Origin of the sequence: Atribacter laminatus (assembly GCF_015775515.1) — a bacterium.
GTDB lineage: Bacteria > Atribacterota > Atribacteria > Atribacterales > Atribacteraceae > Atribacter > Atribacter laminatus.
In genome coordinates this window covers 2,616,512-2,630,116 of the sequence record NZ_CP065383.1, presented here as the reverse complement: position 1 = coordinate 2,630,116, position 13,605 = coordinate 2,616,512, and the positions used below count along the sequence as shown (strand labels likewise).

Genomic DNA, 13,605 nt, shown 5'->3' with positions numbered 1-13,605 from the left:
TTAATTGTATTATACTCAGTTTTTTTATTGAAAAATTAATATCCTAAAGTCGAGGGTTTTTCTTTATGCAGAATTTTTATTGCATCTGAATGAAGAAATACCTCGACTACCCGAGGATCAAACATTTTCCCACTTTGTTTACGAATATAGTCAAGAGCTTTTTTAACTGGCCAGGCATCACGATAAGGGCGTTTGCTGGTCAAGGCATCAAAGTTATCGGCAACGGCAAAAATTCGAGCCGAAAGTGGAATAGCTTCGCCTTTTAGGCCTTGGGGATACCCACTCCCATCCCATCTTTCATGATGACAGTAAGGAATGTCGATAGCTGGGTGTAGATATTGAATGGGTGAAAGCATCTCATAGGCATAAATTGGATGCTTCCTCATTATTTCCCATTCTTCCTTGGTAAGCTTTCCTGGTTTAAAAAGAATTGAGTCATGAATACCCATTTTACCGATGTCGTGAAGGAGCGCTCCACGCCGAATGTGTACTAAGTCTTTTTCTTCGACTCCCATTTCTCGAGCGATGAGAAGAGTTAACTCGGTCACTCGTTTACTATGATTCTCCGTTTCCCTATCTTTGAGGTCTAAAGCATAAGCCCAACCTTCAATGGTCGCATCATAGGTTTCGATCAGCAAAGCATTAGTTTTTTCCAAGTTGTAAAGCAATTCTTCTTTCTCGACTGCAATAACCACCTGTTCAGCCAGGCTTCTCAAAAAATCGTACCATTCCTCACTCCCGATATGGAGAGAGCGATTAAAAATTTCCAGGACCCCAAACAACCGCCCTTTGGCTAAGAGAGGTACAGCATAATATGAAATGAAGCCTTCATCCCGGAAAAGATTGGTTTGACAATAAGTGCTATGATCGCTCACATTTGGAATGGAAATGATTTGACGTTCCAAAGCAGCTTGGCCGGCAAAAGCGTCGCCTAATTTCAAAGAGGTTTTTTCGATAGCAGGAGTGCGAAAACCAATTCCCTCAGCATAGATTAAAGTTTGTTGCTGGGGGTCATAGCGCAATAAAGAAGCAGCATCAATTTCTAACCGCTGAACAATCTGCTCCAAGGCAACTTTTTGAGCCAACATTGGTTCACTACTTCCTGAAATAGCCATATCGATGGTACGTAAAGCTTGGATATGCTTAAGGCGTTGTTCGGTTTCTTCAAATAAACGGGCATTTTCTAAGGATGATGCCGCATGATGGGCTATGGTTTGGAATAATTCTAAGCGCTCTGGATGAAAGAAGCCCGGTGTTTTACTGTAAAGATTCAATGTTCCAAAAGTCCGACCACGACCGATGAGGGGGAAAGCAGCAGAAGTTACAAAACCAGCTTGCATAGCTTGTACTTTCCAAGGGGTGAAAGAAGGATCGGTAGTGCTTTCTTCAACAATTTGATAAGTCCCACTCCGAATTGCCCGACCGGAAGGTCCCTGCCCTTCAGGAGTTTCGTCCCAGCGTATTTTTATTTGCTGAGGGTAAGAATGTTCTAATGGGTATTGGGCAATAATTTTTACTCGACCACCTGGTTCAACCTGAGCTAACCAAGCTAAACAAACACCAAACCTTTCAACACAAGTCTGCACAATTTCGTTAGCTCTTTCTTTTAGATTTAAAGTTTTAGTAAATTCTTGTGATAATTTGTATAAAACCTCCAAGGTATTTATTTGTTCTTTAATTTGATTCTCAGTTCTTTTTCTTTCGGTGATATCTTCCCCGGCACTGAGAGTACCGATGATTTCCCCGGTGTTATCGTATAAAAAAGTATTTTGCCAAGCAATGAGTATTTCTTCACCAGCTTTATTTACAATGGAGTTTTCATACTGTTCAAAAGATTGAATTTCTCCTGAGGTTATTTTTTGAAAAACTGATTTTATCGATGTTCTTAGGCTTTTTGGAATGAAATAATCGAACCAATTTTTTCCAATGATTTCCTCGGCTTCGAAACCAAGAATTTCCCGCCCTTTCCGGTTGATGAGCGTCACTCTTCCTTGATTGTCTAAAGCAACAAGGATGACCTGTACCAATTCCAGATAGGTTTGGGCTCGTTTCCACTCACTCCGTAGGGCTTCTTCCATTTGCTTCTTTATAGTGATATCCCTTCCGGTTCCAAGGAAAAGTCCATTTTGAATTTTAGTGATAGTTACCTCAAAAAGAATTTCACGACCTTGAGTATTGCGAAGAGTCCATTCCCCCGATTGAGGGTCCATGTTTTCTAATTGATTTATTTGTTCAGGGCGAGGGATAATGAATTCCTTTAAGTTTTTGGACAAAAGCTGGTTGCGACTATATCCAATCAGATTACTGGCAACATTGTTACAATTAACAATTTTTCCTTCATTATCTACAATCAGGATGGCATCGTTAGCTTGCTCAAAAAGTTGTCGGTAAAGATTTTCGCTTTCCTTTAATTTGAGATTCTGGTTTTCTAAATAATTGTATAAGATGACTAGTAATAAGCCGATTACCATATAGGAGGATAAACTCACGATGAGATCTTGAAGGAGAGAATGGTGGTGGGTAACTGAGGAGAAAATTATGAGTATAACACTCCAAACACTGGATAATATCCCTCCAACTAATTTCCAACGGTAAGCACTAATCATAAAAAAGGGAAGGATTAATATTGTCGTTATGATGGTGGGAAAATAATACGCTCCTAAAAAAAGAAAGACAGCATAAAGACTAATAAAAATGGTAAATAGAGTTGGAGTGTTTTGAGAGGGCTGAATTTTTTTTAATAAAGCCGTAGATATTTTCATTATTTTTTATCCGTTACTAAGATATTTTCATTCATTTTTCAATTATTTGAATTTTTAGAGTGAGTTCATAAGACGAATAAAGAAATCAGCAATAAAAAATGAATTGATGGAATTTTAAGATGAGTTAAATTGGTTATTTTCTTAAAAAAGTTCGCTCAGCCATAAGACGTTTCGAATATCTTTACCTAGATTTTGTCCCACGTCTTTCTTAAAAAATATCGGCATAATAACCAAAATCTTTAGTTCTATATAAATAGAAATGAGAAGATCCGATTCGATAAAATTCTTGAAACAACAAACTCGGAAATGGGAGAAAAGCTTCGCTAATCAACTTTTTTGTCTGAATTGACCAAGAAACTAAGGAAAAATCAAACGCAAGATAGTATCGTCACCTGGTCGAGGTCGCCCTCTTCCATCGCGATTACTGGTTAAAAGGTATAAATTGCCATCCGGGCCTTTAACCACATCTCGAAGTCTTCCAAAGTGTCCAGCAGACGGACCACTGGCAAACCATCGCTCTATTTCCTTGACTTGGTAATCGCCATCTTTGATCTCTAAGATAATCCTGAGCAAGGCTTGGCTTCTGAGAGAAGCAACAAAAAGATCCTTCCGGAAAAAAGTCATTCCGGTTGGAGGAGTTGAGTTTTGCCAGAAGACAATCGGCCCGATGAAAGCAGGGTTTTGGTGAATTCCTATTTCTATAGGCCACCCATAATTTCCTCCCGGGATGATCAGATTGATTTCATCATGACCCCGCCATCCCTGTTCGCCAGATGGTCCATGTTCGGAGGAAAAGAGATCACCGGTTTCGGGATGCCAAGCTAAGCCCTGCGGGTTGCGATTTCCATAGGAGTAAACCGGCGACCCAGGAAAAGGATTATCATTGGGTATCTTTCCATCGGGAGTTAGACGAAGAATTTTACCACCCCAGGAATCGAGGTCCTGAGCCAGCTTACCCTGAAAGGTTTCTCCAGTTGTTGCATAAAGCATTCCATCCGGTCCAAAAGCTATCCGGCCGCCATTATGATTCCGTCCTCCCGGGATATCATCAAAAATTACTCGTTCAAAAACTGCCCTATTGCCTTGGTCACGAAGTAATATTATCCGATTAACCAAGCCGGTTGCTCCCTGAAAGGTATGCATTGCATATATATAGGGTTCCTCTGGATAATTGGGATGGAGGGCCAGACCCATTAACCCCCCTTCTCCAATATGGGTAACCTCAAGAGTTGCGTAGGGTTCTTCTCGAAGAATTCCGTTTTCGATCAATCGAATTCTTCCCGGACGCTCACTTACCAAGGCGCGATTGTTGGGGAGGAAAATGAGAGACCAGGGGATTTCCAAGTTCTCAACCCATCGTTCGACTATGATACCGGGAGGCTCTGGAACCATTCTATCGGGAAAACCGTCAGCTGCTAAAAGAGTGACGGAAGAGAAAGCAAATATGCCGAGGATCATCATAATACCTAAAATTCTATTTATCATTGACTTATTCATTGTTCTCACTCCTTAAATTCCAAAAGTTCAACTTATCCTGGCTCTGAAATTGATATTGAATGAAACGCCATTTTTAAAGTTTTCCTCTTATAGGTGTTCACTTATTTCTTAAAGCTAAATAAAGGTGAAAGTACTTGTTTGCATATTTTTTACCGGTTATTAGCTGATATGCATCGGTCGTTTCTGGTTTTATTTTTATCGCTAGCTATTTAGAAAAATTGAGTTATAGAATAAAAGAAGAATTAAAGGGATATTATTCCAGGTAATTTGAAGGCTATAAAATCTATTTTTGAGTCGTCCTTCCTCGTATTATTGTAAAATGATTTAGAAAGGATAAAATGAGGGGCAAATTAAAGGAGGTGGGATTATGATCGAATTACCAGAAGCGATGAATATGGCCGGTCAATTGAGAACAACTTTCTCAGGAAAAAGAATTACGAGTGTAATTGCTGAGCAAACTCCTCATAAATTAGCCTGGTATTTTGGAAAGCCAGCTGAATATCCCAATTTACTTATTCATAAAAAATGTGGAGAGGCCCGCGGTTTTGGAAGCATGGTTGAAATGGATGTTGAGGAGAATCGGCTTTTGTTTACTGAAGGGGTAAATCTAAGATTGCATAAAGAAGGCGAACCCCGTCCAGCTCGCCATCAACTCCTTATTGAATTTGACGATCGTGCCGCTCTGAGCGCTTCAGTCCAGATGTATGGAGGATTAGGGGCATTCCCTGCTGGTGAATTGGATAATCCTTACTATTTCATTGCCAAGGAAAAGACTTCCCCCTTATCACCTGATTTTAATGAGAGTTATTTTTATCAAATCATTTCTCCTTCAGATGCACAGAAACTCAGCCTTAAGGCATTGCTGGCAACCAAACAAAGAATTCCTGGGCTCGGGAATGGTGTGTTGCAGGATATTCTCTTCAATGCGAAAATGCATCCCAAACGAAAAGTTAACAATCTTTCTGAGGATGACAAGAAAACCTTGTATCAGGCGGTTCGATCTACACTTATGGCTATGACAGAAAAAGGCGGACGTGATACTGAGCTGGACCTCTTCGGTCACCCTGGTGGGTATCAGACTATTCTATGCAAAAATACCGCCAACCAGCCCTGCCCTATTTGCGGAACAATTATAAAAAAGGAAGCCTATTTGGGAGGGAGTATTTATTTCTGTGAACATTGCCAGAAATAAGTACTGATAAGACCTTGCCTTCCGTATAAACCACCATATAGCTTAAACTGCCCCCGTACCATTTACCAGTCAGTATAAGAGGATGAGGTATCTAAATCCGTCATTGCGAGGAATCTAATCGTTTTTTGGTTGGACGACGTGGAAATCTCTTTTAGCTATTCTTTTTTCTGAGGAGTCCGGTGTTTTTTGCCGGACGACGTTAGAATCACATCCTTTAAAATTTTATGAAGAAGAAATTATAAAAAAATGAGATTGCCACGACCTCAAAAAGCGAGGTCTCGCAATGACGGATTGGATTGATGAGATCCTCACGCCATTAAATACTGAGGGGGAGAGGGCGCGAGGGGGCGAGGGGGAGAAAAAGGAGAAAAGAAGAGGGCTCAGGATGACACATTCACTAAGACCCTTCTCCCTTGAACTACTTACCTCCATGTCTTCTGAATAAGTAGGCTGCAACGGGAATTGAAATAATAATGATTGCCATGCACCATACCAGAGCGAACCATAGATGCTGACCTGCTGATTTTCCTAGTGTCAGAGCGCGTATAGCTTCCACTATGTGGGTGACCGGTTGATTCTCGGCAAAAGTTCGAAGCACAGGAGGCATGGTTTTGGTCGGGACAAAGGCAGCACTGGCAAAGGTCAGAGGAAACATAACCAGAAAGCCTATCCAAGAAACCGATTCCAGAGTTTTTGCTGCTAATCCCATAATGGCAGCCATCCAAGAAACGGCTAGAGTAAAAAGAAAAACTAAAACAGCGATTACTACCCAATCCGGTACTGATGCTGAAGGATGAAAACCGACCAACAGCCCCATAAAAATAATAATAACTGCTTGAAGAGTATTACGGACCAGATCACCGGCTACGTGCCCCATCATTACCGCCCAGCTGGCAATGGGGAGCGTCTTTAGGCGGTCGATAATGCCCCGCTGGAGGTCCATCGCAATGCTATAGGAAGTGGTTAAAGAACCAAATGCCACTCCTTGGATAAGAATACCTGCCATCAGAAAATTTATATAAGTCCCCTCTTCAACCAAAATAGCGCCACCCAGGACATATCGGAAGAGGAGCATAAACATGATCGGTTGAATAGTCAAGCCAAGCAATTGGTCATAATTCTTATAGATATGTTTGAGGCTGCGAATAAAAAGCACTTGAATATCATTCGCTAACCAGCAAGCTTTCTGATAGAGAGATTGTCTTTTCATGCCTTCAATCCCTCCCCTTCTTCAGATTTCCGACCGGTAAAATGCATAAAGACATCATCCAAAGTTGGTTTGCGAAGAGTTAGAGTCTCAACCTGAATCCCGGCTTTCTCCATTCGATTCAAGATTTCTTGAATATCAATTACCCCTCTTTCCACAGCTAAACTCACCGTGTTGGTTTTTTGATCATGGTACAGCTCACTCCCCTTGATGATGGTCAAAGCTCGGGCAAAATCCTCGGAAGTCTTAAAAACCAATTCCAAGCGCTCCTTCCCAACCAGATTTTTTAAACGTTCCGGAGTATCGTTGGCAATAATACGGCCACCATTAATCACCGCTACTCGATCAGCTAAGGTATCGGCTTCTTCCAGATGCTGAGTAGTTAAAAAAACTGTTATTCCTTCAGATACTAAATATTTTATAATTTCCCAAACGGCGAGACGGCTGCGGGGATCAAGGGAACTGGTCGGTTCATCTAAAAAAACGATGGGAGGAGATGCAATTAAGCCAGCAGCTAAGTCAAGTTTGCGGCGCATCCCTCCTGAATAATTTTTTACTGGCCGACGAGCCGCTTCCATAAGGTCAAACTGTTCCAATAACTTCGGAACCCGCTGTTTTATTTCAGTTCGATTCAAATGGTAGAGTCTTCCCATCATTTCCAGATTTTCCAATCCGGTGAGATATTCATCCACAGCGGTATACTGACCAGTAAGACCAATGCTTTGGCGGATTTCCTGGGCTTGGGTTTTGAGATTATAACCGTTAACGATGACCTTTCCGCTATCCGGTTTCAATAACGTGCTTAAGATGCGGATAATTGTTGTTTTCCCAGCACCGTTGGGACCCAGTAAAGTTAATACCTCACCTGGTTTGACGGTTAAATTGACTCCTTTGAGTACATCTAATTTTTTAAAGGATTTTTTAAGGTTTTCTATTTCTATGGCGTACTCGTGCACCTTCTGCCTTCCTTCCTGAAGATAATTCGCTTTGATTGTTCTCTTAATTCCAATTCATGTCCTAATAGGCGGTACTTTTCCAAAAGGTGTTCGTTTCCCGGTAAAAAACCAGATAGTGATAACCAGCTCCGCAATACAAGCCACATGCTCCCAGCAATTTGGTATCTTGCATTTTGGCTCGCCTCTAATTAGAAAGAATAATAGTTAAAATCCAGCTTTAATATTTATTAATTGGACTAACTAACAAGAAAAAACCAATCAATTTTATCATAAAAGCTGAGAACCCAAAATTTAACTAGATAGCTGAAGTTGCTGTCCTGAAAATACACTAATGCTTAAAAATGCCGTCATCCTGAGCCCTCTTCTTTTCTCCTTTTTCTCCCCCTCGTCCCCTCAGTATTTAATGGCGTGAGGATCTCATCAATCCAATCCGTCATTGCGAGACCTGGTTTTTTGAGGTCGTGGCAATCTCACATCCCTTTTAGTCATCCTGAGCCCTCGCTTTTCGAGGGCGTGAGGATCTCATCTTCTAATTATTTTATATTGTTTTTTCTCCCTTTGTTTTAAGGGAGAGGCTTTTTTCATGGATTTCTCGCTACTAATGTTCATCAATTCTTAATTTTTTATTCGGCTCACGGCTCACAATTCACTTCTCACGACTCACTGTTTTTAGGAATGAGATTGCCACGTCGCATAGGACGCTCCTCGCAATCAGGCTGTGTCACAATCCCTTTCATACACCAAGAATAGTTTGAAAGTGGAGGATACATTCTATTTATCTTCAGTTTTTGGGTTATCTATTCCCAATATTCCTGTAAAACATTAACATAAGTGGTGGTAAAAAATTTATAGAATAATTGTGACACAGTCTGAATGACGGAACAGGAAAAATTCAAATCCCCCTTACCCCCTTTACTAAAGGGGGAAACGATTCCTGGGTAAGTATTTCCATCCACATCTAGTGTCATGAAAGTGGCACGAGGGTCTATCCTGAAAATCTATATGCGGGCATGATAAATCAAGCCCATACCAAAGAATCAACAATGTAGGGGCGCAATGTATTTGCCCGTTCTTTATTTAATGTAGCGACATGCCATGGCATGTCGAATCTTGGGCTTTCACCCTCATCCAGGGAGAAGGAACTCTGAATCGTCATTGCGAGGAACGGAGTGACGTGGCAATCTCTCATGCTCAATCTTTATTATTTTCTCTCTTTATATTAAGGGAAATTAAGAGGGATTCAATTAGTTACTAAAAAATCAAAACCCCCTTACCCCCTTTTCTAAAGGGAGAAACGATTCCTGGGTAAGTATTTTCATCCACATCTGGTGCTGCGAAAGCAGCATGAAGGTCTATCCTGTAAATACCATCTTATAAATTCCCCCATTGAGGGGGGATAAAGGGGGGTGTGCCTTTAATCGGTCATCCTGAGCCCTCGCTTTTTGAGGGCGTGAGGATCTCATCTTTTAAGTTTTTTCTTCATAAATACTTTAAATGATGAGATTCTTACGTCGTCCGGCAAAAACACCGGACTCCTCAGAATGACTAAGTGGATGGTAGAGATTGCCACGTCGCACAAGACGCTCCTCGCAATGACGGATTTAGATAGGTATTTTCATCCACATCTGGTGCTACTAAGCGGCATGAACGTCTATCCTGAAAGAAAGATCATAATATCATCAAATTTTTTTAGCTGTTTCCAATGAACAACCTTATGATTAGATCAGAAAATTAAAAGAATATTGAAAAAATTTAAGAATCTTTTGGTGAGCCTCAGCCAATTGTTTATAAATATAATAATTGTTATTTTTCTCTCGATTTATTTTAGAAGAAAATATGTCCAACCATTCAATGATATTATATACTTATATTGGAGAACATCAGTCAGGGAAAGTGGATTACTCAATACCATAAAGGCAAGGAGCAGACGAAATAGGAAAACTGGCGCATAGGGCTGATATGTTGAAAGATAATATGATTGGAGAACAAACACTGAAACAGGAAATAAAACAGATGATGTTGCAGAATATTGTGTAGAGGAAGGTTTGCTGGAAACTGTAAAAAAAACAGACATAGCATTCATTGTTGCAAGGAGAAAAACCACGGCTGCAATCAAGTCGTTATCTTCTGAAAATAAAGGGAGAAACCGGATGCTTATTACTTGGATGATTTCATTACTCTTTTTCGCTGTGAGCACTATTGTGCTGGTCAGCGGAATATTTACATTGCAAAGCAACCATAAAGCTCCGACCAACAGAGTATTCTTTGCTCTTACCGCAGCGATTACAATTTGGTCGTCAGGCATGTCGCTGTCAACCATTGCATCTGATGCCGCAACGAGTGAAATATGGCGTCGTTTTTCGGCGATTGGTTGGGGCACAGTTTACGCGATTTTGCTGCATTTTATACTCACCATAACCGGCAAAGCTATATCAATTAAAAAGTGGTGGTACTATTTATATCTTTATTTACCGGCTTTCTTCTCTTTGTTTGCTTTTGCTGTTCCCAATGGATTAAACCCTTATCCGTATAATCTTTATCAAACAAATTATGGTTGGATTAATATTGCCCAAAATAATATTTGGGACTGGATATTCTACGCCTACTATATCGGATTCACACTAACCGGGTTATTGATTTTGTATCGATGGAGTAAAAAATCAACCGATAACATCATAAAAAGGGAATCACGCATTATTCGTCTGTCAATAATCAGTGCTCTTATTCTTGGAACAATAACCGATGTGATTTTAAGCAGTCTGTATTCTGATTTGCCTCAGTTAGCGCCTGTTATTATGCTGATACCCGCCCTCTCCATATACAACGTTCTTCAAAAAGATAGCTTTGGCACAAAAGAAGGCATAGATAGAAAAACCAGCTACATAATCTTATTTGCCAGTGTTCTTGTATATTTAGTACTTTCTTTCTTGCAAGTATTTCTTTCAGATAAAAGCCTTGCCGTGGGTTCGATCGTTCTTGACGAATCAGTAATCAGAGGGATTATTGTTCAAATACAGATGTTCATTTCAATATACCTGGTATTGAAAGAAAACAGACCGGGGTATATCTCATCTGTTATTATAAACACCATCAGTCTCTTGAGTTCAGTATTATTTCTAATAAGAAGCGATTCAACCGCATCTTTGCCGGGAATCATTTCTTATTCGGGCGTCCTGGTTATCATCACGCTGATAAAAGCCTACAAAGAGAAAAATGCTGCTTATATAAAAAGAATCAAAACTCAGGTAATCAGAGAAGAATTCTATTCCAAAATATTTAAACAAGCCCCGGTTGGAATAGCTATCATGAATGACAAAAGTCATACAAGAAACGAAGAATTTGAAGATATTAATATTAACCCGGCGTATGAGCAAATTCTTGGGCGTACAAAAGAAAAACTGCAAAAAATGACCTGGGCAGAGCTAACCGACCCGGAAGACCTGGCTGCCGATCTGGCCTATTACAAGCAATTTAAAAATGGCAAAATCGATCAATACTCGTTGGAAAAGTGTTATATTAAACCAGACGGCTCTGTTGTTTGGGTTAATATGCTGGTAGCTCCGTTCAGCACCTCGGGCGGAAAATCCGATGACCATCTTTGCATTATTACGGATATAACCGAACGCAAGAAAATGGAAGCTACCTTGAAATACAACCATGAGCATGTGCTGCTAACTGGGCTGTATAACCGTTATGTATTGGAAAAAATATTGGAACGCGATGCATTGATGCACCCGGAGGGCAAGAGAGCGTTAATAATTATCAACCTGTCTGCTATGCACATACTTAGTCTGCGTTACGGATTTCGTTACAACCAAGATATGCTTAAGAGAATCGCTGATTCTTTAAGGACTTTTTGTAATGAGAATTATTCCTTGTTCAATACCCACGAAAGTCGATTTGTTTTTTATGTGAAAGATTATCAGGATAAAAAAGACCTAACGGCTTTTTGTGAAGCCATTTCTCATACATTATACTCGCATCTTCATACCCATGGAATTAATGGTGGTATAGGAGTAATCGAGATAGACGAATCTCGAATAAGTAATACTGATGAGTTATTGAAATTGCTTCTGATTACAAGTGAAATGGCAGCAAATAATAATAGCAAGGATAATATCATTTCATTCTATGGTCCGGAAATTGAAGCTCTTGCGACCCGTGAGATTGAAATTAACCAAGAGCTTACCGAAATCGCAGAAGGGATAAACACCGACCGGCTTTATTTGTTGTTTCAGCCGATTTTCGACCTTGCTTCAAATCAAGTATGCGGGTTCGAAGCTTTAGCCAGGCTTCACAATGAGAAATATGGATTGGTTTATCCTTTGGAGTTCATACCAATAGCCGAAAAATCAAACATGATTGTTTCTTTGGGAGAAAGAATTATTCTTCAGGCTTTCCATTTTTTAAACAAGTTGAAAGCCAATGGTCACGATACAATTGCCGTATCTATTAATATTTCGACAATGCAGTTGCTGGAACCTGGATTTGCCGATAGGATGTTACATCTGATCAACGAAATGCATCTGAATCCAGAGAATGTCGGCGTTGAAATTACTGAATCGGTATTTGCCACAGAGCGAGCAGAAATAAACACGGTTATTTCTGCGCTTAAAGCGGCTGAAATTGAAGTACTCATCGATGATTTTAGGACAGGCTACTCCTTTTTTTCTCGTGTAAGTGAATTAAACATTGATTGCGTTAAAATTGATAAAAGCTTCATCGATAATTTGCTGGTGTTGGAACCAGAAGAAGCGCTGGCTGGAGACATAATATCCATGGCTCATAAGCTGGGCCACTGTGTTGTGGCCGAAGGTGTTGAACATGAGAAGCAGCTCAGTTGCCTACGAACCCTCGGTTGTGACCGGATACAGGGGTTTCTAATCAGTAAACCGCTTGATGCGGATTCGGCACTTCATTTCTTGAAAAATAATAAACAGTAGCTATTAAGAACATCCAAGATCAATCTCGTCTTTGGTTTGCCTTAGCGATCTAAGAATAGGAAAGAGTTTTTAAACTTTCAGTGTTTGAATAAAAAGAACAGCCACAACCAGCACTTACGCTTGAAGGTGGCTGTTCTTTTTCGCCTCTGTTTGAAGCTGTTCCTTTGCCTTTGACTCAATTCCTAAGTGGACGCTTCTCTATAGTAATCCTTTATTCTTCAAGGCATCTTTGGTAAGATTCAAAAAATCCCCGACAATTTTTTCATGGAGTTCTTTGCCCAAAGCTTCGTTCGCGTTTCTGGGGTCGGTTCTGACTATTTTTTCCGGATCGGGTTCCTTGCTAAATCCTGCACCGTCAACGATTGAAAAGTCAGGATAATGAATTGGTACGCTTTTATCCGGTATAGCCGAGAAATCCACTATAGAATCTGAACCAAAAAGCTTTTGATAATACAACATCATCGAGGTTTCATAGATATCAGCATGACCGGCTAACCCATCTTTGAGAACTTCATCAGGAATGGTTAAATTCCATACCACCAAAGTATCGGTTGTATGAGAAAAATCTTTGGCAATACGGTCGATGGTTTCCTGGTGATTGACTGCCCCATGTCCGTTTACAATGACTATCACCTTGTAATCATGGTCAACCAAAAACTGTATTTCATTGGCAAGAATAAGGCCAAAAATGTGTTCTTTGGAGTAATGGCTTTTCCATAAAGCAGTTGGGAAATCCATCCCTACTACCCAGTCAGTCGCCTTAAAACCAAGACTTTCCAGCATCCACGCTGGCCGCTCTCTTTCGGTTCCACAATGAATGGTGGGATACACCACTCCCTTCCCTAATCTTCTACAGGTTTCTAAAGCGGAAAAGGTTGCATTTATTGGGTCCATGCCTACCGGTAAATGGGGACCGTGGTACTCCAAGGGTGCAATTGGTACAAAAATTAATGGACATCTTTCTCTTTCTTGTATTAACTGCCCTGGTCTAAGAAGTTCAAATCGAATTTCCCGATCATTCTTGTTCATTGAAATTCCTCCAGTCTAA

8 protein-coding genes are annotated in these 13,605 nt (G+C 40.3%); 2 read left to right on the top strand and 6 right to left on the bottom strand.

Features of this window, described 5'->3' with window-relative positions; all coding sequences use genetic code 11:
- Positions 1–35 precede the first annotated feature (35 nt).
- Positions 36–2,762 (bottom strand): PAS domain S-box protein, encoded by a 2,727-nt coding sequence (locus RT761_RS11800; protein ID WP_218111620.1) that lies wholly within the window; start codon positions 2,760–2,762, stop codon positions 36–38.
- Between the two features lie 357 nt (positions 2,763–3,119).
- Positions 3,120–4,259 (bottom strand): PQQ-dependent sugar dehydrogenase, encoded by a 1,140-nt coding sequence (locus RT761_RS11795; protein ID WP_218111619.1) that lies wholly within the window; start codon positions 4,257–4,259, stop codon positions 3,120–3,122.
- A gap of 367 nt (positions 4,260–4,626) precedes the next feature.
- Between RT761_RS11795 and RT761_RS11790 the strand changes: the two genes are divergently transcribed.
- Positions 4,627–5,451 carry a zinc finger domain-containing protein gene (locus tag RT761_RS11790; protein WP_218111618.1) on the top strand — a complete coding sequence of 275 codons (825 nt, stop codon included), beginning with the start codon at positions 4,627–4,629 and terminating at the stop codon, positions 5,449–5,451.
- Between the two features lie 418 nt (positions 5,452–5,869).
- On the opposite strand, the gene RT761_RS11785 is transcribed toward RT761_RS11790, so the two are convergent.
- From RT761_RS11785 to RT761_RS14135, 3 genes are all read right to left on the bottom strand, one after another.
- Complete coding sequence (locus RT761_RS11785) at positions 5,870–6,661, bottom strand: ABC transporter permease (RefSeq protein ID WP_218111617.1); 792 nt, start codon at positions 6,659–6,661, stop codon at positions 5,870–5,872.
- Positions 6,658–7,614 (bottom strand): ATP-binding cassette domain-containing protein, encoded by a 957-nt coding sequence (locus RT761_RS11780; RefSeq protein ID WP_218111616.1) that lies wholly within the window; start codon positions 7,612–7,614, stop codon positions 6,658–6,660. The genes RT761_RS11785 and RT761_RS11780 overlap by 4 nt, the downstream gene beginning before the upstream one ends.
- Before the next feature lie 1,819 nt (positions 7,615–9,433).
- Complete coding sequence (locus RT761_RS14135; RefSeq protein ID WP_246465379.1) at positions 9,434–9,919, bottom strand: hypothetical protein; 486 nt, start codon at positions 9,917–9,919, stop codon at positions 9,434–9,436.
- On the opposite strand from RT761_RS14135, the gene RT761_RS11775 reads away from it, so the two are divergent.
- Entirely contained in the window at positions 9,804–12,557 is a 2,754-nt protein-coding gene (locus RT761_RS11775) for an EAL domain-containing protein (RefSeq protein ID WP_246465364.1), read from the top strand. The genes RT761_RS14135 and RT761_RS11775 overlap by 116 nt on opposite strands.
- A gap of 198 nt (positions 12,558–12,755) precedes the next feature.
- On the opposite strand, the gene RT761_RS11770 is transcribed toward RT761_RS11775, so the two are convergent.
- A complete protein-coding gene (locus RT761_RS11770) occupies positions 12,756–13,586 on the bottom strand; it encodes a creatininase family protein (protein WP_218111614.1) in 831 nt (276 codons plus the stop codon).
- Positions 13,587–13,605: the final 19 nt, after the last annotated feature.

Coding starts and splice junctions, on each gene's coding strand:
- RT761_RS11800 (WP_218111620.1), bottom strand. CDS start 2,762: ATGAAAATATCTACGGCTTTATTAAAAAAAATTCAGCCCTCTCAAAAC.
- RT761_RS11795 (WP_218111619.1), bottom strand. CDS start 4,259: ATGAATAAGTCAATGATAAATAGAATTTTAGGTATTATGATGATCCTC.
- RT761_RS11790 (WP_218111618.1), top strand. CDS start 4,627: ATGATCGAATTACCAGAAGCGATGAATATGGCCGGTCAATTGAGAACA.
- RT761_RS11785 (WP_218111617.1), bottom strand. CDS start 6,661: ATGAAAAGACAATCTCTCTATCAGAAAGCTTGCTGGTTAGCGAATGAT.
- RT761_RS14135 (WP_246465379.1), bottom strand. CDS start 9,919: ATGCCTGACGACCAAATTGTAATCGCTGCGGTAAGAGCAAAGAATACT.
- RT761_RS11770 (WP_218111614.1), bottom strand. CDS start 13,586: ATGAACAAGAATGATCGGGAAATTCGATTTGAACTTCTTAGACCAGGG.